We start from the raw sequence: 23231 nt of genomic DNA on the forward strand, positions 1-23231 counted from the left end.
AAACAAATTAGTTATGACCAGAAGACTTATCGATTATCGCAAACTAGACCACCAATTAGCGGCACTTTTAATTGAAACATACCCATATGGATATGGTGATGAGGATATTATATCCTTTAAAAATATTCAGGGTGATTATGTAGAAGCTGTTCAAATAAAAACCGCCGACACTCTTTATTTGGTAAAAATAAGTAAAAGCCTTTCAAACTTTATTGCGAATGTTGAGGGAAATTTAGAAAAAGAGCTTGAGCCTAAAACACCTGAAGAAGTTATGCGATCAGAAGAAATGACCAATGCATTATATCTGAATTTCGAAAGGGAAGTGGAACCAGACCTAGACTAAATTTACAAATAGCGTTCTTTTAGTATAATTTCATGATGTCTTTGATGACCACTTATGGCAAGTCCTAAAGCGGCAACCGACCATGGTAAACCACTAGCCGTACCCATTCGTCTTAATTCAACTTCAGATAAGTTTTTAAATAAATTAATTGTCGCATTTCTAACGGAAAGATATTCTTCTAATATATCTTCTTTAGTTCGTTGATTGCAATTACTCGCTAATATGTAATCATCTTGCTCAAAACCTGGCATAGGCGTTTTATCATTTCTTGATATTCTAAATGCACGATATTGAAATATACGTTCTGTATCGATTAAATGAACAAGCACTTCTGCAATGGTCCATTTACCTACTCCATAACTAAATGCTAATTGCTCAGAATTCAATTCCGCTACAAAATTCTGAAACCATTTTTTACCTATTAATAAAGCTGACTTTAAATCTTCTTGATCCTCAAGTTTTTTCAAGTAAGTGGCATAATAGAAATCAAATTCCTCTTTATGTAAATCTGTAATTGTCATAATTAAGCTTCTTTCTTAGTTATTTGAAAATCAAAAAAGCCCAATCATAAAAATAACTGGGCCTTTAGAGTTAGTTAAGGTTAAAAATTATAACTCATTAAATATGGTATGCATTAATCGTTTCTTATCATTGAAACTCTCCTCCAAAGAAATCATTGTTTCAGTTCTACTTATGCCATCAATATCATCTATTTTAAAAATGATGTTTTTTGCATGAGTGGTATCCTTCGCTCTAATTTTACAGAATATATTGAATTTACCAGTGGTAATATGTGCTATGGTAACGTTTGGAATTTGGTTTAAACGTTCCAATACAAATTTTGTCTGATGGGTTTTTTCCAAGAAGATACCAACATAGGCAATAAATGCGTAACCTAATTTCACATAATCTAATGTAAGTGAAGAACCTTTTATAATTCCGGCTTCCTCCATTTTCTTAACTCTCACATGAACAGTACCTGCTGATATAAGAAGTTTTTTAGCAATATCGGTAAAAGGGGTTCTGGTGTTGTCAATTAACATATCCAGAATTTGGTGGTCTATTTCGTCTAATTTGACTTTGCCCATAGTGGTAAAATTTTTGGCAAAAATAAAAAATTATCACATTAAATTCATTGAATATGAACTTTTTTTAATGAAAATGTAAACATTTTTAAGTTTTTAAAGAAATAAGACAATAAAAATCAATCCAATAGTTTTAATATCTTATTGTTTTTAAGCCACTCTAAGTCTTCTTTTACCTCTAGATCAAGTCTTTTATGACCAAATATTTCTAAAGGAGTTGTTTCGAAAATATGCTGAATTGGATTAAAAACAACCCTACCATCTTTAAGAACTTCCTTGTATTGAACAGAAAACGGACTTTTCACTACTTCAGTTCCATTTACATTCCTAGATTTTTTTATCAAAATATCTACAAACTGTTTTCCATTTTCCGGAATAGCTAAATATTGCTCAATTGTATAATCTTCAATTTGTTTTAACACAATAGTATTTATTCCTTTTAATAAAGAGTAAAAAATAAACTCCCTAGTCTTTTCCCGCTGATAATCTTCATAATAATGTCCTGCTTCGAATAAAATAGTAGGCGTTTCTCTCATTTGAAATGCATCCCCAACACAGTTCGCATTAAAACCATCATCATATCTACCGACCTGACCAGGAATTAATTCCTGCAATTTAGAATTCATAGCAGCAATTAACTGCATGCTTAATTTACGTGAAGGCGAATTACTTCTTTCAACATCAAAAGCAGGTGCTAAAAAAGATACCGTTGCTGGCTTATTGGTTTTGCCAACGTTGAAAATTGTACGTTGATCATGCAGGTTAAAACAAAAATCTGGATGAAAAGAATCATACTCTTTTTTAAGTATTCGACTTTCTGGTTGCGTTAAGTCTTGAGCGTCTCTATTTAGGTCAACTTCGTTTGCATTTACCCTAGTATAATCACGAGCACCATCTGGATTAAGAATTGGGATGATTTTTAATGTACAATGTTTTTCAATTTCTAAAGCACTAACAGTATCATGTTCCAAAAAATTCAATAAATCTATTACTGCCTTTGTGGTCGTTGATTCATTACCATGCATTTGAGACCACATTAAAATACGTGTAGGACCATGCCCGAAAGTAATGCTTTTTATAGGTTCATCGCGTACAGATTTCCCAATTGTAATAACCCCAAAACTTTTGGAAAGACCTAAAATAAATTTGTTTAGATGATCATAAGTAATATATCTACCCTGAATACTTGATACATAAATTTGACCATAATCAATTGCCTCCATATACTTCCTTAGATTAGTAATGACAAAAATAGCACAGCTATAGTTTACATTTGTAAACAGTTGAATATTAAAATAAGGCCGAAATAAATCGAAAATATTTACAAAATTAACTTTTATATTTAATAACAAACTAAAATACACATTATCAGTATTTTATATGATTCAATAGTAACTATAACTTTAATAAAAATTATCGGATTTATATGATTTACCACACTAATAATAATAACCAATGTAAGAATACATTAGTTTTGTAAACATGTTAGATACTACCACATTTATAACCAGGCTGAAGACTATTTTAAATCATCACGAACTTTCTTCAGCTTCTTTTGCAGATTTAATTGACGTACAACGCTCTAGTATTTCTCACTTATTAAATGGTAGAAATAAACCAAGCCTTGAATTTATAATGAAAATAAACGACACTTTTAAGGAGGTGGATTTACAATGGCTTCTATATGGAGAAGGAGAATATCCAAAGAAAAACTTAGACAAAAAATCAAACGAGTGTTCAAACATTAAAGTGGTTACGAGACCAATTCAAAAAAAGGAGGTTGAGCGTATCGTAATCTTCTATACCGATGGCACATTTAAAAATTATGAAGAGCAATAAGAATATGTTTTAACATAAACTATTATTGTCTTTTTCAATCAACTTCTCTCCTATTTTCTTTATTTTGCACCATGGTAAAAAAAATATCTACCCTTATAATCACATGCCTACTTTTTAGTTCTTGTTACCAACCGGAACGTGATTGCGAAAAGTACAAAACAGGCTCTTTTAAATTTACTTATAAGTTAGGAGAGATTATTAAAGAAGGTAAATTTACCAGAGATGAAAAGTTTAGCGTCGATTATTATGAAAACAAAATCGATAGCGCCACGGTACGTTGGTTTAATGACTGTGAGTTTGTTTTACAAGATATTCACAGCAAAACTGCCATTCATTATAAAATAATCAGTACTACAGATTCATCTTACACTTTTCAATACAAAAGTGCCGTAAAAGATCCAAACAAGGAACTAATCGTTAAAACAGGAACCGCTGTTAAGATTAAATTATAAAGTTCGATATTTTCATTAACCCCAATGCATGGGTTTCACTACTCACCCTTACATTTCTTGAAATTCTTTTAGGAATAGATAATATTATTTTCATTTCAGTGCTGCCGGATATTTGGAACCTGGCCATCATAAAAGACCTCGAATTTAGGTTTAGTATTAGCAATAGTAATGGGTATTTTACTATTTTTCGGGATATCGTTACACACCTCTATAAAAAAACCTTTCTAGGTATTCGATAGCCATTGGATTACCGGAGGTATTAGTGATCAATAAATTATCCTATTCCTAAGCGGCTGGTTCCTGCCCTATAAGAGCACAAAAGAAGTTTATGCAAAGGTTGAGGATTAATGTCATGACGAACCTGAAGTAAAGAAAGCTAGATTTACCTCATTAGCGAATGTTATTCTTCATATAACGGTTACTAATATCGTTTTCTCCTTTGCATCTATTCTTACCGCTATAGGAATGACCAACGACATTTCACCTAGCCTAACTACGCCCTTATACTAATGATCGTTGCAGTTATCATCACAGTGGTAATTATGATGCTTTTTGCGAATCCTGTTGGAGAGTTTGTTATTAGACACCAAACCATTCAAATTTTAGGATTATCGTTCTTAACATTAATTGGCTTTATACTTATTGCAGAATCTACTCATTTAAGTCATCTTATTGTATTTGGTAACGAAGTAGATGTAATACCTAAAGGATACCTCTACTTCTCTATCGCATTCTCACTTATGTTTGAATTTTTCGACCTGTGTATGAAAAAAAAATAAAGTTGATATTGTCGATCTAGAAGAATAAAGCATTCTAATAATATTCACATAGAACTCTGTATATCAATTATTTTGTAATTGTTTTATAGGGGTCTTTTCATTACCTTGGTTTACCAATCAAACTTAAATCAAGTCTAACTATGAAAGAATCCAACAAAAACAAATCCACGAATCTTAATCGACGAGATTTCGTTAAAAAAACTGCATTAGCTTCATCTGTATTTATTATTCCAAGACATGTATTGGGCGGCCCGGGTTTTATTGCTCCTAGCGACCGTCTCAACATTGCCGCAATTGGCGCAGGCGGTAAAGGTATTAGTGATATAAAAAATGCATCAGTAATGGGAAGAGAGCGTGTAGCAGCTTTGTGCGATGTTGATTTTACCGGTACTGCAGCAAAAAGCATAGAGAATTTTCCAAAAGCCAAGCTTTACGATGATTTTAGGGTCATGCTAGATAAAAAGAAGAACATCGATGCTGTAACCATATCAACCCCAGACCATGTTCACGGGCCTGCAGCTAAATGGGCAATGGAAAGAGGAATTCATGTATATGTGCAAAAACCTATGACACATAACATTAAAGAAGCCCGAATTTTAACCCAAATGGCACGCACCAATAAAATAGTAAGTCAAATGGGAAACCAAGGCGGCTCAAATCCGCTTTTAGGCATGGTACAACGTTGGATAGATGAAGGTAAGATTGGAGCGGTATCTAAAGTTCAAGTATGGACGAATAGGCCTGTGTGGCCACAAGGTATTGAAATGCCTAAACCAGATGCCAACTTAAAACCAAATGGTTTAAATTGGGATTTATGGTTAGGCCCTGCAACTGAGCGAGAGTTTGTCCCCAATCTTCATCCATTTAATTGGAGAGGCTGGTGGGATTTTGGTACAGGTGCCTTGGGAGATGTAGGATGTCATTTAATAGATATCCCTTTCAGAACATTAAATTTAAAGTACCCTACAGATGCAGAATGTAGCGTCGCATCAGTATTTTCAAAGATGTGGACTCCAGATTATTATCCAGATGGTTGTCCTCCATCATCATTTATAACATTACACTTTGACGCTACTGAAAAATCAAAATCACCCATAGAAATGACTTGGAGCGATGGTGGCATTAGACCATCGCATCCAGATATTATTCCAGCAAACGACGATATAGGTGGTAAGAATAGTGCAAATGGTGTATTAATTATAGGTGAAAAAGGAATTATTTCAACAAACATAAATGATAGCTCACCGTTAATGCCAAAATTATACCTAAACGATGGTACTACGGAATTCGGACCTGAAGTAGAGGAAGATTTAGAACCAGAATATGGTCATCAACGTAAATGGGTAGATGCCTGTAAAGCTGGTTTTGGTAGCGCTGAGCACTTAGCACTTACTTCTTCGTTTGATTATGCCGGACCTATGACAGAAACTGTTTTAATGGGTAATTTAGCTATTAGAAGTTATATGCTTCAAAAAGAAAACGCAGAAGGCGCTATGGAATTCTTTGCTCGTAAAAAATTATTATGGGATGGAGAAAATATGAGAATCACCAATATGGAAGAAGCCAACCAATTTGTTGGAAGAACATATAGAAATGGATGGGAGGTTTAACACCTCTCTTTGCTGTAAGAACGAACAAAAAAAAGGGAGGTTTAAACCTCCCTTTTTTTTATAACAATACTTTAATTTGGTCTATTGAAAGCAACCTTAGGATTTACCTGTTTTTGCTCTTCAAACAATCGCTGTTGCTGCTTAACTGTCATAGTGCTACCGTCATGACTCCAACCAGGGGGTCCAAAAATATACATTAGTTTGTGACTGAATTTCCTGGACTTTTTCATGTCAGCCCAAATATCCGTGAATTCATGAGTAAGAATTACAATAGGATTGTTAGAATTAGGCGCGTGAATTACACCGAATTTTACATCTATTTCTTCATCATACTCTTTCCAGGTTCCAAATATCTTATCGAAGAAGTTTAAAAACCCACCATGGTTTTTATCCAAGTATTCTACATTCTGAGCATGATGAACTTGATGCATTGTGTGCGTATTGAATATTTTTTCAATGAATCCCATTTTTGGAACATACTGCGAGTGTAATTGAAATTGCCAGAACGACTCAATAGCCAAACAAACGACTACCATCTCTACCGGAAATCCAATAATAGGCATCCATACATAAAAAAAAGGTTTGTACAAAAGTGTAAACCAACCATTTCTTATAGCAGTACCGAGATTAAAATTATCTGATGAATGATGTACTATGTGAGCAGCCCAAAGGATTCGGATTTCATGATTTGCTCTATGAAACCAGTAATACGTAAAGTCATCTGCAAGTTGACATAGTAACCAAACATACCAAGCATATCCAAATGATTTATACCCCATTATATTAGTTCTTACACCATCGACCATAGGATTGAAAAGTTCATATGCATATTCGAAAAGAACAACTAATAAAACCACCTTAAGTAAAGGTCCGATTATAGCTGAGCCAATACCCATTACACTACTTGCGGCAAAATCTTTCCAATCATAAAGATCATCATCTCCATGAGTTTTACTGTAGGTTAATTCTAATAAAATAAAGGCTATAAAAGCTGGCGCACCATATACCAGAGGGTTGGTAAAATCCATTAATTTAATATTTTTGTAAATGTAGTTATAAAAGCATTTATTCTATAATTTGTCCAATCTTAACTTCTTATTTTAGGATAAGACAATTCAATTATTAAACACATCGCATTATTGTTTACCTCTAAGAATTTCATTTTGCTCTTTCAACAAACTCTCTATACTAGCAAGCAATGCTATATTTTTGGGCGTCTCCACCTCTTTATTAGATGGGTCTTCAGATTTCTCTTTAAATCGATTTATAAACTTAACCATAACAAAAATGGTGAAAGCGATAATACAGAAATCGACCAATGACTCTATTAATTCTCCATATTCAATAGCGACTTCCTCAACTTTTTCACTAGCCACTCTTAAAACCCATTTCTTATTTGATAAATTAACGTCATCTGTCAATAATGAAAGTGGAGGCATTATAATTTTAGACACCAAAGCACTTACCACCTTATTGAATGCCGTACCTATAATTATACCGATAGCCAAGTCAATCATATTGCCTTTAATGGCAAAATTCTTAAATTCTTCAAAGAATTTTTTCATATCAATAATTAATCAAACAATGTTTTAGGCTCATCTGGTGGCAGTCCCTCATTCGATTCTTCACTGTCATTTTTATCATCAGATTCTACAGCCTCTTCATCAACTACTTCAATATCCTCTGGCTTCTCTGGAACGGCAGGTTCAAAAGGCAATGGATCTAATAAATTAATATTCTTAACCTTTTCAGTAATGAATTGATTACCTAAAGCTTTAATTCCTTTTATAGATATAAAACTCTCTAAATCAACAAATTCATTTTCTTTCGCATCTTTACCTCTAGGTTTAGGGAATTCAATTTCCACTAAGGGTCGCCAGTCTGTCGAAACTAGTTCTAAATACGATTTAGAATGCTCAGAAATAAACAAATCTTCTTTATTCTCATTTTCTATAAGAAACCGTTTTACGTAAAAACGCTCTTTTTCACCCTCCCAATAAATAACTGAAATTGGCTTCTCTGGAATCCATTTTTCAAGCACAATCATATCATCATCGAAGTGAGATGTCAACACTGGTAAAAATGTTTTAGCAACTCCTTTTTGATTGATAACCAACAATAAATCATCACCTTTAAACTCACCAAGAAGCTCTCCCCTACCATCAACATTTAGTCTACGAACAACATCGTCGAACCAAATTTTTCGCGGTTTTAAAGTTGATACGCCTTTCTCTTTTAACTCAATTCGTTTTACCGAGTACTTTGTAACTATATTTCCTTTTGACGCTCTTCCTTTGATCAATACATCAGAAAAATCAATATCCCATTTCAGCTTCTTAATACTACCTACCTGACGCAACAACACCGTAATAACTTCAGCCTCACCATTTGGGTTAGCAGAAAAATACAATACTTGAGAACCAGGTTTACCGGTCGTTAAGTCATAAATTCTGTCCCTAGTAATACTCGTAATATTAAATCGCTTAATATAGGCCGGGCCACCTTTACCGTCTTTATAGACCAAATTATAAGTTGTACGCTTATCCTTTTTCTTAAAGACAGCGACATGAATAATACCCTTACCAACAAAAATCTTGGAATCTACTTTAGACACCATCATTTTTCCTTCATTGGTTATCACTATAATATCGTCTATATCACTGCAATCAGTAACATATTCATCTTTTTTGAGCGAGGTGCCTACAAATCCCTCATCCCTATTCACATAAAGCTTAGTATTTCGAATAGCAACCTTAGTGGCTTCAATATCGTCAAACACCCTAATTTCTGTTAAACGACCTCGATCTTTACCGTAAGTTTCTTTTAAATTCTTAAAATAATTTATCGCGAACTCGATTAAATTAGCCAAATGATTTTTAACTTCTGCAATACGCTCCTGCAAACTCTCTAGATATTGCTGAGCCTTATCCAGATCAAATTTTGAAATTCTTTTAATTCGAATTTCGGTAAGTCTAGTTATATCTTCCTCGGTTACCGCTCGTTTTAAATGTTTGGTAAATGGGGCTAAACCTTTATCAATAGCATTAATTACACCTTCCCAAGTTTCTTCATCCTCAATATCTCGGTAGATTCGATTTTCAATAAATATTCTTTCTAATGACGCAAAATGCCACTGCTCTTCCAATTCACTTAGTTGAATTTCAAGCTCCATTTTCAAAAGTTCTACAGTTGAATCAGTAGACCTTTTCAGCATTTCCGTTACACCTATAAACAAAGGTTTATTATCTTCGATTATACAACCTAGTGGAGAAATTGACGATTCGCACGCCGTAAAGGCATAAAGCGCATCAATGGTTTTATCTGGTGAAATGCCAGAAGGAAGATGAATTAAAATTTCAACATCAGCAGCCGTGTTATCTTCAATTTTTTTAATTTTAATCTTGCCTTTATCATTAGCTTTTAGAATTGAATCTATTAAACTTCCAGTATTAGTTCCGTATGGTATTTCATTGATTATCAGTGTATTTTTATCAATTTGAGCTATTTTAGCACGGACTCTAATTTTTCCTCCTCTTAATCCGTCATTATAATTTGTCACATCAATAATACCAGCTGTTGGAAAGTCTGGATATATCTTAAATCGCTGACCCTTTAAATGCTTTATTGAAGCATCAATAAGCTCAATGAAATTATGGGAAAGCACTTTCGTAGAAAGACCAACCGCTATACCCTCAGCTCCTTGCGCTAACAACAAGGGGAACTTTACAGGTAAATTTACCGGCTCTTTTTTTCTACCGTCATAGGAAGATTGCCATTCAGTAATTTTTGGGCTAAAGACAACTTCTAGTGCGAATTTAGATAGCCTTGCTTCTATATATCTAGATGCAGCTGCCCTATCGCCTGTCAATATATTACCCCAGTTCCCCTGGGTATCTATAAGCAGATCTTTCTGTCCAATTTGGACCATGGCATCAGCAATACTAGCATCGCCATGTGGGTGATACTGCATAGTATGCCCAACAACATTGGCAACTTTGTTATACCGACCATCATCCAATTCTTTCAAAGAATGCATGATCCTGCGTTGTACTGGCTTAAAACCATCTTCAATCGCAGGTACAGCTCGTTCTAAAATTACATACGAAGCATAATCCAAAAACCAATCTTTATACATACCACTAACCCTTGTTAAAGCATCAGATGAGTCTGTATTAATATTGTTTTCTTCGGAAAGATTTTCGTTAATATCTTCGTTCAAATCGTCATTTTCTTCCATTCAGAAGCTATCGTATTTATTTTATTTATACTACTTTATCTTTAATTAAGTCAACTTCAACTTTAAGGTTTTTGATGATAAATTTTTGTCTATCAGGAGTATTTTTTCCCATATAAAAGCTTAATAGTTCTTCTATGGACATTGCTTTATCTAGCATTATTGGTTCTAATCGAATATCATCACCAATAAAGTGCCTAAACTCATCAGGTGATATTTCTCCCAAACCCTTAAATCGTGTTATTTCTGGTTTACCTGTCAACTTATTTATAGCATGTTGACGCTCTTCATCGCTATAACAATAAATGGTTTCTTTTTTATTACGAACCCTAAATAGAGGGGTCTGCAAAATATATAGATGATTTTCTTTTATCAACTCTGGAAAAAATTGCAAAAAGAAGGTAATTAGCAACAATCTAATATGCATACCATCCACATCGGCATCGGTAGCAATTATAATATTATTATAACGTAAATCTTCAATAGACTCTTCTATATTCAATGCAGCCTGCAAGAGATTGAATTCCTCATTTTCGTAGACAATCTTCTTAGACATGCCATATGAATTTAAAGGTTTTCCTTTCAAACTAAATACAGCCTGGGTATTAACATCTCTTGATTTAGTTATAGAACCCGATGCAGAATCACCCTCGGTAATGAATAAAGAACTTTCTAACCTACGATCATTCTTCATATCACTTAAATGAACCCTACAATCTCGAAGCTTCTTATTATGCAAACTTGCCTTCTTTGCGCGATCACGTGCCAATTTACGAATACCCGAAAGTTCCTTTCGTTCTTTTTCGGCCATCATGATTTTTCGCTGAAGCTTATCTGCAGTATCTGTATTCTTATGAAGGTAATTATCTAAATACTTACCAATGAAATCGTTTATATAGGTTCGTACGGTAGGAAATTCTCCACCCATATCGGTAGAACCTAATTTCGTTTTAGTTTGACTTTCAAAAACTGGCTCTGTAACCTTTAATGCAATGGCTGAAATTATAGACTTTCGAATATCGGATGCATCGTAATCCTTCTTGTAGAATTCTCTTATAGTTTTAACTATAGCTTCTCTAAATGCAGCTTGATGCGTACCACCTTGCGTAGTATGTTGGCCGTTAACAAAAGAATGATACTCTTCGCTATATTGTGTTTTACTATGTGTTATAGCAACTTCAATATCCTCTCCTTTCAAATGAATAACAGGATAAAGCATATCATCCATATTATTATTATCCTCAAGAAGATCTTTTAATCCGTTTTCAGAGTAAAATTTCTCACCATTAAAAACTATAGTAAGACCAGGATTTAGATACACATAGTTTTTCAACATGCGTTCTACATACTCATTCCTAAACTTATAATTTTTGAATATAGTTTCGTCTGGCACAAAAGTAACCTTTGTTCCTTTTCTTTTACTAGTATCTTCTGGACCAACTTCATTTTCTAAGTTTCCAGAACTGAACTGAGCTGTCTTTAATTGATTGTCACGTGAAGATTGTACTTCAAAAAAACTAGATAGTGCATTTACAGCTTTGGTACCAACACCATTAAGTCCAACAGATTTTTTAAATGCTCTACTGTCATATTTACCCCCAGTGTTCATTTTAGAGACCACATCTACAACTTTACCAAGCGGTATACCACGGCCATAATCTCGCACCTTAACAACCTTATCTTTTATAGTAATTTCAATGGTCTTGCCTGCACCCATAACAAATTCATCGATACAGTTATCAATAACTTCTTTCAGCAAAATATAGATGCCATCATCTGCCGATGAACCATCTCCCAATTTACCGATATACATACCAGGTCTTAATCGAATATGTTCTTTCCAATCAAGCGAGCGTATATTATCTTCAGTATATTGAGTGTCTTGGGACATTAAATAAAATTTTATGAAAGTGCTGCTAAAGATAGTACCACTTGGTAAAAGATAAAACCCCTAAAGGTTAAAGTAATTAACAATGAATTCCACATTTTTGTTGATAGCACTAACAAATAAGAATAATCACTAACAAATCCATCATTCTAAAACTTACTTTAAATTGGCAAATAAGGGATGATATCCATCATAGGAAAGACCTCATTGTTTTTATATCTTTAGTTTAGATTTTTAAGACCTATGGAATTTATTGATTATTATAAAATTCTTGAAATAGACAAGAAAGCTACTCAGGCAGATATAAAAAAAGCCTATAGGAAATTGGCTCGAAAGCTGCACCCAGATTTAAATCCCAATGATAAAAGGGCACAACAAAAATTTCAGCAGATAAATGAGGCAAATGAAGTTCTAAGTGATCCTGAAAAAAGAAAGAAATATGACCAATATGGCAAAGATTGGGAGTATGCAGAGGCATTTGAAGAGGCGAAAAGAAATCAACGTAGTTCATCGGGAGGACGCAGAAGCACGTATAGCACATCAGGAGGCGGCAATGAAGATTTTTCTGATTTCTTCGAGTCTATGTTCGGTGGAGCAGGTTTCAGCGGTAGAGGAAGAAGATCTACTCAGTTCAAAGGTCAAGATTTGAACGCTACCTTAAAATTGAATATGCTCGACATCCTAGAAGATCAGAAGCAAACATTAGACCTTGGGGCAAAGAAAATAAGGATTACAATACCCGCTGGTGTTGAAGATGGTCAAACCATTAAAATCGCCGGTTATGGTGGCGAAGGAGTAAATGGAGGCCCCAAAGGAGATTTATATTTAACATTTGAAATCAACAACAATACGCCATTCAAAAGAGTTGGTAATGATTTATATAAAAATCATATCATCACCCTATATGATGCTATTTTAGGTAAAGAAATTGAAGTAGAAACTTTAACCGGCAAAGTAAAATTAAAGGTTAAGCCAGAAACTCAAACCGACACAAAGATTAAATTAAAAGGTAAAGGTATGCCGGTATACAAGAAAAAAGGCGCACATGGAGATTTATATATTACCTATAAAATATCAATGCCAACAAACCTTTCGGCGAAAGAAAAAGAATTATTCAAACAACTTTCAGAATTACAATAAATATGGATTCAGAAAATTATATAGAAATAGAGGTGTATTGCGAGCGAACACAGACTCCATTAGATTTCATAGACGATCTTTTGGAATTTGATATGATTGAAGTACATCAAATTGAAAACAAAACTTATGTTCAACCTCACTATATTATAGAAATAGAACGTATATATCGATTACGAAAAGATCTTGGTATTAATATGGAAGGCATAGACACCCTCAACCAAATGTTAAAAAAAGTCAACAGACTGGAACAAGAATTAAAATTGTTAAGAGATCGGTTGACTATTTATGAACATTAAACATTAAACCTGAAATGCATTACATCGCCATCTTTAACAATGTATTCCTTGCCTTCTACTCTCATTTTACCAGCTTCTTTTACTTTTGATTCACTACCAAAAGTAACGTAATCATTATAGGCAATTACCTCTGCCCTAATAAATCCTTTTTCAAAATCAGTATGTATAACACCTGCCGCTTGAGGGGCTGTAGCTCCAACTGGGATTGTCCAAGCACGAACTTCTTTAACGCCAGCAGTAAAATACGTATCAAGATTTAATAATTTATAAGCTCCACGAATCAATTTTGCAGAACCTGGCTCTTCTAGCCCTAGGTCCTCCAAAAACATCTTTCGCTCATCATAGGTCTCTAATTCAGTAATATCGGCTTCTGTACCCACTGCGAGAAAAATAACTTCAGCATTTTCGTTGGCAACCATTTCTTTCACCTTCTCCACATAGACATTCCCTTTCACAGCTGCATCTTCATCCACATTACAAACATACATAACCGGCTTATCCGTTATAAACTGTAATGGTTTTACGAATTCAAGCCTAGACTCCTCATCAATTTGAATTGCCCTTACCGACACACCTGCCTCTAGTCCACTCTTTATAGCCAATAAAGCAGCCTCTTCTTTTTGAGCTTCTTTATTACCAGTTCTTGCTGCTCTTTTTACTTTTTCAAGTTTTTTATCTACGGTCTCCAAATCCTTTAATTGAAGCTCCATATCAATAGTCTCTTTATCCCTAATTGGATCCACACTACCATCTACATGTATAATATTGTCATTATCAAAACAACGTAAAACATGTAAAATGGCATCCGTTTCACGAATATTACCAAGAAACTGGTTACCTAATCCTTCACCTTTACTTGCTCCTTTTACCAAACCTGCTATATCAACGATTTCAACCGTAGCAGGCAATACCCTTTCAGGATTCACTAATTCTTCTAATTTCTCTAATCTAGCATCAGGCACATTAACAACACCAATATTTGGCTCAATAGTACAAAATGGAAAATTTGCACTTTGCGCCTTAGCATTAGATAAACAATTAAAAAGTGTTGATTTACCCACATTTGGTAATCCTACTATACCTGCTTTCATAATAAAGATTATTTAAAGGGTGCAAATATAGTTTTTACTTGAACATTCTACATTCAATTTCTGCTCTTATGTTCAATTAAAATGAATAGTAAATATTTATATTATTTTCAAATTTTTTAGACCAGCAATATCTATTGTTTGATGTTTTAACATTTTTTAAGATAATTTTTAATATTTTACGCCAAGAATCGTAGTAATAAATGGAACTTCACTCTGACGAAACACTCTGGTATTTTTTTAAAAAGGGAGAAATCAATGCTTTTTCACTTCTATTTAAAAAGTATTATCCCCAATTACATGCCTATGGAATAAAATTGAGCAATGCTCCTGCTCTTACTGAAGATTGCCTTCAAAACTTTTTTATTCAACTTTTTGAAGAAAGGGAGAAACAAGGAACTATAAAAAATCTTAAAGCATACTTATTTGTTTCTTTTAAAAGAAGACTTATAAAACAACTTCAAAAAAATCAGAAAAACATTCCAATTTCAGAAGCTCAATTATTTAAATCTAACTTCACCTTTTCTGAAGAGGAAATTTCCATAAATCAAGAAATTCAATTTCTATGTACAACGACATTGTCTCAATTAATAAACCAACTTTCCCCAAGACAAAAAGAAGTTATTTATTTAAAGTATTACAGTAATATGCGAAGCACTGATATCGCTGAAGTCATGGATATGAATTACCAAAGTGTATTAAATATCCTCCAAAAAGCACTATCAAAATTAAGATTATTATCTGAAAATCAACAAATTAAATCTATTTTGAAAAAAAATTGAAAATAGTAGGGTATATTTTATAAAATTAAACCTCTTATAAATGGAACACCTTACTAAATGGACAAAACAAACAAATTCGATTTACAGTATTTCTTAACAGATACGTCATTTAAGAATTGGGCAAAAGGCTTAAATAAAAATGATATTGCTTACTGGAATAATTGGCTCCTTAATAATCCTCAGCATATCGAAACTGTTGAAAATGCCAAGGCTATTGTAGTTGGTATAAATTTTAAGCCACAATTTCTAAGCAATGAGAAAGTTAACCAAGAGCTAGCTAAAATTCTACCCAAAATAGGAATTGAAAATTCCACAAAAAAACCTTTAACAAAAACAAGATCATTAAATAAGACTATATATTTTTCAGCCGCAGCCTTTGTTCTTATTTTATTAAGTTGGACAAGTTTGTCGCTTTTAAATGTTCACAACACAACCACGCATAAAACGAATTTTGGTGAAATTATAGACCTAAAATTACCTGACGGCACTTCTGTAGTATTAAATGGTAACTCAGAAATATCTTACAAAAAAGATAATCCGCGATTGATAAATCTTAAAGGTGAGGCATATTTTAAGGTTAAATCTATACCGAGTACCAATGCGAAATTTTGGGTTATAACGAATGACCTTAAAGTAGAGGTTCTTGGAACTCAGTTTCATGTAAACACTAGAGAACAAAAAACAAATGTCATTTTAGATGAAGGTTCCATTCATTTAGAATTTAAAAATGGCGGTGTCACTAAAATGATTCCTGGTGAAATGGTATCATTTTCAAATAAAAGCAATGAGGTTGTTCATAAAAAAGTTACTATCGAAACACCATATGCCCTATGGCTCGGTGGAACATATGTTTTTAATGAAATTCCCCTAAAAGATGTGATGATTAACCTAGAGCTTACTTACGGCCTTGAAGTCAAGTATTCATCTGATTATTTAAAAGATATACCCATATCAGGAGGTATTCCAAATCAAAATTTAAAAATATGTATTGCCGCAATTGAAAAAGCAACCAGAACAAGAATTATTAACAAAGGAAATATTTTACAAGTACAGGAGAACCCAATTTATTAACTAAACTATTTATTTATGAAAACAGACAAATTAATGAGAATGCTAATCGCAGTATTGCTTTTTTCGAGCAGTACCAGTATGATGGCATCTAATGAACTGAAAAAAGAGGTAACTCTAAGTGAGTTTCTAAATGATATTAGTGCAAAGCACGAAGTGTTTTTCACCTAAAACCCTACCCTGGTTTCTACCACCAGTTTAAATCCTGAGGAATATGAATTTCCTTTATTGGATAAGATCATCAATAAATTAGAACGTAAAACTAGTTTCGATTTCGAATATTTAGGTAACAAATATTACGTGGTTTACCATAAGAAGGCGGAACGAGCGAAAGTTTTAAAAGTTAATTCTGTTAACAATGGTATTACCGCCTTAACACTAAACGAGGTAATTCAAAATAACGTTACAGGTAAAGTTACCGATGATTCTGGAATGCCTTTATCAGGAGTAAATATTATTGAAAAAGGAACTACCAATGGTACTACTTCAGATTTTGATGGTAATTATTCAATAGATGTAAACAATGATACAAAATTAGTATTTAGTTATATTGGTTTCGCTACTCAAGAAGTATCTACTGCTGGTAAAAACGTCATAAATGTTCAGTTATCTGAAGGTATGCAATTAGACGAGTTTATTGTTGTTGGTTCTCGTACCGCACCAAGAAGTAACGCTGACACACCATTACCTGTTGATGTTATAGGCGCTAAAGACCTTACCTCTACAGGTCAGGTTACTTTTGATAAGGCTTTACAGTATAGAATTCCTTCATTTAACACGGTTCAAACTCCGGTAAACGATGCGACATCATTATTAGATCCTTATGAAATTAGAAACATGGGACCATCTAGAACGTTAATCTTAATTAACGGTAAACGTAAAAACCTAAGTGCATTATTGTATACTCAAACATCTCCAGGACGTGGTGAAACTGGTGCGGATATTTCTGCAATACCAACAGATGCAATTAAGAGAGTTGAAATCTTACGTGATGGTGCTTCTGCACAATACGGTTCTGATGCAATCGCAGGTGTTATGAACATTATTTTGAAAGATACACCAAATGAAGGTTCTGCAACAGTAAGAACAGGTATCACTTCTGAAGGTGATGGTGAAATGTTCGGTGTTGCTGTTAATAATGGATCATCAATAGGCGACGATAAAGGTTTCGTAAACTATACCGCAGATTTCTCTAAAGTAAATCTTGCAAATAGACCAGGTACAGTTGATGCCGCAGGTGAAGCAGGCGATTTTGGAGCTGACATTGCTGATGTACAATCTTTCTTATCAAGAAAACCTGATGCTGGAAACATTAATGGATCTCCAGAAACTGCTGCGGCTAAATTTTCTGTAAACTTTGGTTATGACCTAAGCGAGAATACCTCTCTTTATGCGAATGCAGCTTACGTATACAAGGCAGTAAACAGTTTTGCAAATTACAGAACTCCTTATTGGAGAACAGAAGCAGACTTTCCTTATTTAGCAGATTTCTTTCCAAATGGTCCAGGTGGAAGTTACGATGGTTACGTTCCTACTTTTGAAGGCTTACTAAGCGATTACAATGGAACTGTAGGTTTCAAATCAACCATAAATGAATGGAACGTTGATGCTAGTTTTACTACTGGTGGAAACTTACAGACATACAAAGTAAACAATTCACATAACAGAAATGTAGTTTACTCACCATCAACTTGGGTTGATGCTAATGGTAACGGTTCTGTTGAGGATGGTGAACTTACCGAAGGATCTCAATTATACAGAGAAAACAGTCAACAATCATTTGATCCAGGAGGAACCAAGTTCTCTCACAATGTGGGTAACATTGATATTTCAAGAATACTTTCTGACAAGGTTAGTATTGGTGTTGGTGCTGAATTTAGAACAGAAACTTTCGAAGTTATTGAAGGTGAATTGGCTTCTTATGACGGTGGTGGTGCAGATTCATTTGCAGGTGCTTCTCCTCAAAATGCTGGAAAATTCAATAGATATAATATTGGTGGATATTTAAGTTTAGATTACGATGTATCAGATGCATTCTTATTAAGCGGTACTATTAGAACTGAAAACTATTCAGATTTTGGTAATGCATTCGTGTATAAGTTTAGCTCACGTTATAAAGTAAGTGATGCTTTCACTTTAAGAGGTTCTATCTCTTCTGGTTTCAGAGCTCCTACCTTACACCAAATTTATACTCAGAAAGCACAATACAGTTTTGTACCAGGACAAGGTATTCAAGTTGGTGGTTTAATAAACAACGTGTCTACACAAGCAAAATTATTAGGTATCCCTCAATTAGATGCTGAAACATCAACTAACTTCACTATTGGTTTTGGAGGTAAAATTGAAAACAAATTCAGCTATACATTTGATTATTACAACATCGCCGTTAAAGACAGAATCGTATTAGGTTCTGAAATAGGACCAAGTGGTAATGCTACAAACCCACTTGATATTCTTTTGAACAACAACAATTTAAGTGATGTAAGTTTCTTTTCAAATGCAATAGACACTAAAACTTCTGGTATTGATGTGGTTCTTGCTTATAAAGGAATAGAGTTAGGTGAAGGTAGACTTGATTTAAATTTATCAGGAAACTATACCATACAAAACGAAAGAGATGGTGCAGTAAAAGATGTGCCATTGGTAGCAAATTCAGGTCAGTCTGTAGTTAATGAAACACAAGAAGCTTTGTTCTTTACATCAAGACCAAAGACAAAGTGGATTTTAGGTGCAAACTATGACATTAACAAGTTTGGTTTTTCTTTGAATAACACATATTTCGGAAAAACAACTTTTCAACAGCAAGGTTTAGATAACAATATATTTACAGAGTTCACTCCAAAAATTGTTACTGACTTAGGTGTTAACTTTAGTGCAACCGACAAATTAACGTTAGCATTAAATATCAACAACTTGCTGAATGTTTTACCTGAATGGAGTTTCAAATCTAAAAATGCAGCAGGTGATGCTATATTAGCCGATGCAGCACAAACACAAAACCAGTCTAACTTAATTACCTTCAACCAACGTTATTCTCAAATGACATATGATGGTTATCATTTTAGTCAATTAGGTACTATGTTCAACTTATCATTAAATTATAAGTTCTAATTTGATTTAGTTTATTATAAGAAAGCTACCTATATTTAGGTAGCTTTTTTTTTGTGATATGGGTGAGTTATACAATGAAAACCTAGCTTGGGTTTATGATGAAATTTATCAAGGTTTTATAGATTATAGTGCAGAATACGAATTTTATAAGAATTTGTGTAATGACCATAATAGAAACCGAATATTAGAAATTGCATGTGGTACAGGTAATTTAGCTAAATCATTTACTAAAGATTTTAATATGTATGCTGGTTTGGATTTTAGCGAATCGATGCTCAATATTGCAAAGGAAAAATTTCCTCCTGGAAATTTTATTCAAGGTGATATGCGCCATTTAGAATTTGTCAATCAGTTTGACACTATTCTAATTACAGGTAGATCTACAAGCTATTTACTTAATAATACAGATTTAAAACAAACTTTTAAATCTGTACACACAGCCCTTGAAGATAAAGGACTTTTCATTTTTGATTGTATCAATGCGGACTTATTTATGCCATATATTCTAAAGAATAGAAATATAGTTCATAAATCAAATTCCAATAAGAAACAGTTTGAAAGAGATTCTAATTGGGTGAAAAGTAAATCAAAAAAATATCATTTAATTGATTGGAAATCCACATATTACCAATTAAAAGACACCGAAAAAATAGTATTGGGTAAAGACTCAACTCTATTTAGAGCTTTCACCATAAAAGAAATTACCAAAGCATTACAGCATTCCGGATTTAAAATTTTAGAAATAATTGATAGAGAGACATATGCTTTTAATACAAATGTATATGTATGCAAAAAAGAATAGAGATAAAATTTTCCTTATTCAGGATGCATAAATCTTTGTTTAGCCAAAAGTACTTCCTCTGATTCTACATGATCATCATCAGGCACACAACAGTCAACTGGGCATACAGCTGCGCATTGAGGTTCTTCATGAAAACCCATACATTCAGTACACTTATCTGGCGCTATATAGTAAACTTCATCACTAATAGGCTCTTGAACTTCATCTGCATCTACTTGTTTACCATTAGGTAAGACAACATCTCCCTTTAAAGAAGTACCATCGCTATATCGCCATTCATCCGCACCTTCATAAATTGCTGTATTTGGACATTCAGGCTCACAGGCCCCACAGTTAATACATTCATCTGTTATAATAATCGCCATAATTTCTTCTACATTAAAATGCCCAAAAAAGAACGGGCATGCTTATTTTTGCACAAAGGTAATTCCTACTGGATTAGTATACAAATATAATGAGCTATCACAACCTTACTATAAAAGCTTTTGTTAAACTTGGAGAATTTCTAAGAACATTTTGTGAATTTATAACATCAGACAACTACTCTGAAAATATAAATGATGAATGGAATGGATTGTTTAAGGCTGAAATTGAAATGGCCCAACATTATAATGGTTGGTTCTCAGAAGAGAATTGCATTTATGCATTTCAAGAATGGGGTAATTTATTGAAGAAAGAAAATCTTGAAAATTGGTTGAAAAATTATGACTTAACAAAAAACAAAGAAAAAGTCGTTGCCCTAATTATGGCGGGCAACATTCCACTCGTTGGGTTTCATGATTTATTATGTGTTTTAGTTACGGGCAATAAAGCTTTGGTTAAACTATCAAGTAATGATCAAAAATTAATTCCACTCATAATTAATTATCTAAAAGATATAGAGCCATACTTTGAAGAAAGGGTGATTTTTACTAAAGAAAAGCTTGAACATTATGATGCTGTAATTGCAACAGGCAGTAATAATACAGCAAGGTATTTTGAATACTATTTTGGTAAAAAACCACATATAATAAGAAAGAACAGAAATTCTGTAGCCGTTTTGAAAGGAAATGAATCTAGAGAAGAGCTAACCGCTTTGGGCGAAGATATTTTTAGATATTTCGGCTTAGGCTGCAGAAGTGTCTCTAAAATATTCATTCCAACAAATTATGACATTGATACTTTTTTCAATGCAATGTTTCCGTATAACGACATTATAAATCATAATAAATATGCCAATAATTATGATTATAATAAAGCTGTTTATCTCATGAGCGAATATAAGATATTGGACAATGGTTTTCTTATTTTAAAGGAAGAAGAAAGCTACGGCTCCCCTATCGCCTCACTTTTCTATGAGTATTATGACAATCTAGAAGACTTAAAGTCAAAACTAAAGGGAGAAGAGGATAAAATTCAGTGCATTGTTTCATCCGATTTTATAGATGACGAAATTTCATTTGGGCAAACCCAAAAACCTTCATTAAATGATTATGCTGATGGAATCGATACGGTAAATTTTCTATTGAGAACATCATAGAATTAAATACCTTTCAGTATCGTAAATTCTTGAAAAAATTCTGACATTTGCAACCTTAAATTACAATCAAAATGAAAAAACATAATTTTAGCGCTGGCCCTTGTATATTACCGAAAGAAGTATTGTTAAAGGCTTCTGAGGCTATTATGGACTTCAATGGTTCTGGACTTTCCCTTATCGAAATTTCACACAGAAGCAAAGATTTTGTCGCCGTAATGGAAAATGCGAGGTCATTGGCCTTAGAATTACTTGATCTAACTGACAAAGGTTATAAAGCTCTTTTTCTACATGGTGGTGCCAGTCTTGAATTTTTAATGGTAGCCTATAATCTTTTGAATGTTAAGGCAGGTTATTTAAATACAGGTACTTGGAGTGATAAGGCAATTAAAGAAGCTAAATTATTTGGTGAGGTTGTTGAAGTCGGTTCATCTAAAGATGAAGATTTTAAATATATTCCAAAGGGGTATTCTGTACCTGGTGGACTTGATTATTTACATATTACGTCTAATAATACCATTTATGGAACTCAATTCAAGAAATTTCCAAAAACTGACGCTCCATTAGTTTGCGATATGAGTTCCGATATATTTTCTAGAAGTTTAGATTTCTCTCAATTCGATTTAATTTATGCTGGTGCTCAAAAGAATATGGGTCCTGCAGGTGCAACTTTAGTTGTTATTAAGGAAGATATCTTAGGAAAAGTATCAAGAAAAATTCCTTCGATGTTAGATTATCAAGTACATATCAGCAAAGACAGTATGTTTAATACCCCTCCTGTTTTTCCTGTTTACACATCGATGTTAACATTAGAATGGCTTAAGAATCTTGGTGGTATTGCTGCAATTGAGGAGATTAATGAAAAGAAAGCCAGATTGTTGTATTCAGAAATAGATTTAAACCCTGTCTTTGAAGGATATGCAAATATTGAAGACCGTTCGCTAATGAACGCTACCTTTAATTTAACAGATGATAGCTTAAAAAGCACATTTGAAAACATGTTAAAGGAAGCAGGTATTATTGGGCTAAACGGTCACCGTTCGGTTGGCGGGTATAGAGCTAGCATGTACAATGCCCTTTCTTTAGAAAGCGTAGGTGCATTGGTAGACGTTATGAGTGAAATGGAACGAAAAGGATAGTTGACATAATTGTTAATTTAGGTAATAAGCATTTCATTCAATCATTAAACAAGAATTAT

At 33.5% G+C, this 23231-nt stretch carries 23 protein-coding genes; 14 read left to right on the top strand and 9 right to left on the bottom strand.

The window, feature by feature from the left end; all coding sequences use genetic code 11:
* The first annotated feature begins 13 nt into the window (after window positions 1–13).
* Window positions 14–343: a hypothetical protein gene (locus AACZ49_RS05135; RefSeq protein WP_339652361.1), complete on the top strand. Its 330-nt coding sequence runs from the start codon at window positions 14–16 to the stop codon at window positions 341–343.
* 2 nt (window positions 344–345) lie between these two features.
* On the opposite strand, the gene AACZ49_RS05140 is transcribed toward AACZ49_RS05135, so the two are convergent.
* The 3 genes from AACZ49_RS05140 to AACZ49_RS05150 form a co-directional block, all read right to left on the bottom strand.
* Window positions 346–864 carry a DinB family protein gene (locus tag AACZ49_RS05140; RefSeq protein WP_339652363.1) on the bottom strand — a complete coding sequence of 173 codons (519 nt, stop codon included), beginning with the start codon at window positions 862–864 and terminating at the stop codon, window positions 346–348.
* An 87-nt stretch (window positions 865–951) separates the two neighbouring features.
* A complete protein-coding gene (locus tag AACZ49_RS05145; RefSeq protein ID WP_027066901.1) occupies window positions 952–1431 on the bottom strand; it encodes a winged helix-turn-helix transcriptional regulator in 480 nt (159 codons plus the stop codon).
* Window positions 1432–1547: 116 nt separating this feature from the next.
* Complete coding sequence (locus tag AACZ49_RS05150) at window positions 1548–2651, bottom strand: M14 metallopeptidase family protein (protein ID WP_339652365.1); 1104 nt, start codon at window positions 2649–2651, stop codon at window positions 1548–1550.
* Between the two features lie 259 nt (window positions 2652–2910).
* Between AACZ49_RS05150 and AACZ49_RS05155 the strand changes: the two genes are divergently transcribed.
* The 4 genes from AACZ49_RS05155 to AACZ49_RS05170 all read left to right on the top strand — a co-directional run bounded on the left by AACZ49_RS05155 (window position 2911) and on the right by AACZ49_RS05170 (window position 6108).
* Window positions 2911–3267 (top strand): helix-turn-helix transcriptional regulator, encoded by a 357-nt coding sequence (locus tag AACZ49_RS05155; protein ID WP_339652366.1) that lies wholly within the window; start codon window positions 2911–2913, stop codon window positions 3265–3267.
* Window positions 3268–3338: 71 nt separating this feature from the next.
* Window positions 3339–3719, top strand: coding sequence for a hypothetical protein (locus tag AACZ49_RS05160; RefSeq protein ID WP_339652367.1), 381 nt, complete (start codon window positions 3339–3341; stop codon window positions 3717–3719).
* 509 nt (window positions 3720–4228) lie between these two features.
* Window positions 4229–4498: a hypothetical protein gene (locus AACZ49_RS05165; RefSeq protein WP_339652368.1), complete on the top strand. Its 270-nt coding sequence runs from the start codon at window positions 4229–4231 to the stop codon at window positions 4496–4498.
* A gap of 140 nt (window positions 4499–4638) precedes the next feature.
* Entirely contained in the window at window positions 4639–6108 is a 1470-nt protein-coding gene (locus AACZ49_RS05170) for a Gfo/Idh/MocA family oxidoreductase (RefSeq protein ID WP_339652369.1), read from the top strand.
* 71 nt (window positions 6109–6179) lie between these two features.
* Here the strand turns inward: AACZ49_RS05170 and AACZ49_RS05175 are convergent, their stop codons facing one another.
* From AACZ49_RS05175 to AACZ49_RS05190, 4 genes are all read right to left on the bottom strand, one after another.
* Complete coding sequence (locus AACZ49_RS05175) at window positions 6180–7136, bottom strand: sterol desaturase family protein (protein ID WP_339652370.1); 957 nt, start codon at window positions 7134–7136, stop codon at window positions 6180–6182.
* Window positions 7137–7244: 108 nt separating this feature from the next.
* Complete coding sequence (gene mscL / locus AACZ49_RS05180; RefSeq protein ID WP_339652372.1) at window positions 7245–7673, bottom strand: large-conductance mechanosensitive channel protein MscL; 429 nt, start codon at window positions 7671–7673, stop codon at window positions 7245–7247.
* 8 nt (window positions 7674–7681) lie between these two features.
* A complete protein-coding gene (locus AACZ49_RS05185; protein WP_339652374.1) occupies window positions 7682–10345 on the bottom strand; it encodes a DNA gyrase/topoisomerase IV subunit A in 2664 nt (887 codons plus the stop codon).
* A 25-nt stretch (window positions 10346–10370) separates the two neighbouring features.
* Window positions 10371–12233, bottom strand: coding sequence for a DNA topoisomerase IV subunit B (locus AACZ49_RS05190; RefSeq protein WP_339652375.1), 1863 nt, complete (start codon window positions 12231–12233; stop codon window positions 10371–10373).
* Between the two features lie 240 nt (window positions 12234–12473).
* Here AACZ49_RS05190 and AACZ49_RS05195 point away from each other — a divergent pair, with 240 nt between their 5' ends.
* Together AACZ49_RS05195 and AACZ49_RS05200 are read left to right on the top strand one after the other, a co-directional pair.
* Entirely contained in the window at window positions 12474–13370 is an 897-nt protein-coding gene (locus AACZ49_RS05195) for a DnaJ C-terminal domain-containing protein (protein ID WP_339652377.1), read from the top strand.
* A 2-nt stretch (window positions 13371–13372) separates the two neighbouring features.
* The gene (locus AACZ49_RS05200; protein WP_339652378.1) at window positions 13373–13666 is read left to right on the top strand and encodes a chaperone modulator CbpM; all 294 of its coding nucleotides are present in this window, start codon (window positions 13373–13375) and stop codon (window positions 13664–13666) included.
* Here AACZ49_RS05200 and ychF read toward each other — a convergent pair.
* A complete protein-coding gene (gene ychF, locus AACZ49_RS05205) occupies window positions 13663–14757 on the bottom strand; it encodes a redox-regulated ATPase YchF (RefSeq protein WP_339652380.1) in 1095 nt (364 codons plus the stop codon). The two genes, AACZ49_RS05200 and ychF, sit on opposite strands and share 4 nt — an antisense overlap.
* Before the next feature lie 200 nt (window positions 14758–14957).
* Between ychF and AACZ49_RS05210 the strand changes: the two genes are divergently transcribed.
* From AACZ49_RS05210 to AACZ49_RS05230, 5 genes are all read left to right on the top strand, one after another.
* Window positions 14958–15536 carry a sigma-70 family RNA polymerase sigma factor gene (locus AACZ49_RS05210; protein WP_339652382.1) on the top strand — a complete coding sequence of 193 codons (579 nt, stop codon included), beginning with the start codon at window positions 14958–14960 and terminating at the stop codon, window positions 15534–15536.
* Between the two features lie 57 nt (window positions 15537–15593).
* Window positions 15594–16607, top strand: a complete 1014-nt coding sequence (locus AACZ49_RS05215) for a FecR family protein (protein WP_339652384.1) — start codon at window positions 15594–15596, stop codon at window positions 16605–16607.
* 15 nt (window positions 16608–16622) lie between these two features.
* Window positions 16623–16775, top strand: coding sequence for a hypothetical protein (locus AACZ49_RS05220; protein ID WP_339652385.1), 153 nt, complete (start codon window positions 16623–16625; stop codon window positions 16773–16775).
* A gap of 192 nt (window positions 16776–16967) precedes the next feature.
* The gene (locus tag AACZ49_RS05225; protein ID WP_339652719.1) at window positions 16968–19715 is read left to right on the top strand and encodes a TonB-dependent receptor; all 2748 of its coding nucleotides are present in this window, start codon (window positions 16968–16970) and stop codon (window positions 19713–19715) included.
* Between the two features lie 58 nt (window positions 19716–19773).
* Window positions 19774–20517, top strand: a complete 744-nt coding sequence (locus tag AACZ49_RS05230) for a class I SAM-dependent methyltransferase (protein WP_339652386.1) — start codon at window positions 19774–19776, stop codon at window positions 20515–20517.
* A 14-nt stretch (window positions 20518–20531) separates the two neighbouring features.
* Here AACZ49_RS05230 and AACZ49_RS05235 read toward each other — a convergent pair whose 3' ends face one another.
* Window positions 20532–20882 carry a 4Fe-4S dicluster domain-containing protein gene (locus AACZ49_RS05235; protein WP_339652387.1) on the bottom strand — a complete coding sequence of 117 codons (351 nt, stop codon included), beginning with the start codon at window positions 20880–20882 and terminating at the stop codon, window positions 20532–20534.
* Between the two features lie 89 nt (window positions 20883–20971).
* Here AACZ49_RS05235 and AACZ49_RS05240 point away from each other — a divergent pair, with 89 nt between their 5' ends.
* Together AACZ49_RS05240 and serC are read left to right on the top strand one after the other, a co-directional pair.
* The gene (locus tag AACZ49_RS05240; protein ID WP_339652388.1) at window positions 20972–22036 is read left to right on the top strand and encodes an acyl-CoA reductase; all 1065 of its coding nucleotides are present in this window, start codon (window positions 20972–20974) and stop codon (window positions 22034–22036) included.
* Window positions 22037–22107: 71 nt separating this feature from the next.
* Window positions 22108–23172 carry a 3-phosphoserine/phosphohydroxythreonine transaminase gene (gene serC / locus AACZ49_RS05245; protein ID WP_339652390.1) on the top strand — a complete coding sequence of 355 codons (1065 nt, stop codon included), beginning with the start codon at window positions 22108–22110 and terminating at the stop codon, window positions 23170–23172.
* The last annotated feature ends 59 nt before the right edge of the window (window positions 23173–23231 follow it).

Source organism: uncultured Maribacter sp., assembly GCF_963975365.1.
Taxonomy (GTDB): Bacteria; Bacteroidota; Bacteroidia; order Flavobacteriales; family Flavobacteriaceae; genus Maribacter.

Coding starts and splice junctions, on each gene's coding strand:
- AACZ49_RS05135 (WP_339652361.1), top strand. CDS start 14: ATGACCAGAAGACTTATCGATTATCGCAAACTAGACCACCAATTAGCG.
- AACZ49_RS05140 (WP_339652363.1), bottom strand. CDS start 864: ATGACAATTACAGATTTACATAAAGAGGAATTTGATTTCTATTATGCC.
- AACZ49_RS05145 (WP_027066901.1), bottom strand. CDS start 1,431: ATGGGCAAAGTCAAATTAGACGAAATAGACCACCAAATTCTGGATATG.
- AACZ49_RS05150 (WP_339652365.1), bottom strand. CDS start 2,651: ATGGAGGCAATTGATTATGGTCAAATTTATGTATCAAGTATTCAGGGT.
- AACZ49_RS05155 (WP_339652366.1), top strand. CDS start 2,911: ATGTTAGATACTACCACATTTATAACCAGGCTGAAGACTATTTTAAAT.
- AACZ49_RS05160 (WP_339652367.1), top strand. CDS start 3,339: ATGGTAAAAAAAATATCTACCCTTATAATCACATGCCTACTTTTTAGT.
- AACZ49_RS05165 (WP_339652368.1), top strand. CDS start 4,229: ATGATCGTTGCAGTTATCATCACAGTGGTAATTATGATGCTTTTTGCG.
- AACZ49_RS05170 (WP_339652369.1), top strand. CDS start 4,639: ATGAAAGAATCCAACAAAAACAAATCCACGAATCTTAATCGACGAGAT.
- AACZ49_RS05175 (WP_339652370.1), bottom strand. CDS start 7,136: ATGGATTTTACCAACCCTCTGGTATATGGTGCGCCAGCTTTTATAGCC.
- mscL (WP_339652372.1), bottom strand. CDS start 7,673: ATGAAAAAATTCTTTGAAGAATTTAAGAATTTTGCCATTAAAGGCAAT.
- AACZ49_RS05185 (WP_339652374.1), bottom strand. CDS start 10,345: ATGGAAGAAAATGACGATTTGAACGAAGATATTAACGAAAATCTTTCC.
- AACZ49_RS05190 (WP_339652375.1), bottom strand. CDS start 12,233: ATGTCCCAAGACACTCAATATACTGAAGATAATATACGCTCGCTTGAT.
- AACZ49_RS05195 (WP_339652377.1), top strand. CDS start 12,474: ATGGAATTTATTGATTATTATAAAATTCTTGAAATAGACAAGAAAGCT.
- AACZ49_RS05200 (WP_339652378.1), top strand. CDS start 13,373: ATGGATTCAGAAAATTATATAGAAATAGAGGTGTATTGCGAGCGAACA.
- ychF (WP_339652380.1), bottom strand. CDS start 14,757: ATGAAAGCAGGTATAGTAGGATTACCAAATGTGGGTAAATCAACACTT.
- AACZ49_RS05210 (WP_339652382.1), top strand. CDS start 14,958: ATGGAACTTCACTCTGACGAAACACTCTGGTATTTTTTTAAAAAGGGA.
- AACZ49_RS05215 (WP_339652384.1), top strand. CDS start 15,594: ATGGACAAAACAAACAAATTCGATTTACAGTATTTCTTAACAGATACG.
- AACZ49_RS05220 (WP_339652385.1), top strand. CDS start 16,623: ATGAAAACAGACAAATTAATGAGAATGCTAATCGCAGTATTGCTTTTT.
- AACZ49_RS05230 (WP_339652386.1), top strand. CDS start 19,774: ATGGGTGAGTTATACAATGAAAACCTAGCTTGGGTTTATGATGAAATT.
- AACZ49_RS05235 (WP_339652387.1), bottom strand. CDS start 20,882: ATGGCGATTATTATAACAGATGAATGTATTAACTGTGGGGCCTGTGAG.
- AACZ49_RS05240 (WP_339652388.1), top strand. CDS start 20,972: ATGAGCTATCACAACCTTACTATAAAAGCTTTTGTTAAACTTGGAGAA.
- serC (WP_339652390.1), top strand. CDS start 22,108: ATGAAAAAACATAATTTTAGCGCTGGCCCTTGTATATTACCGAAAGAA.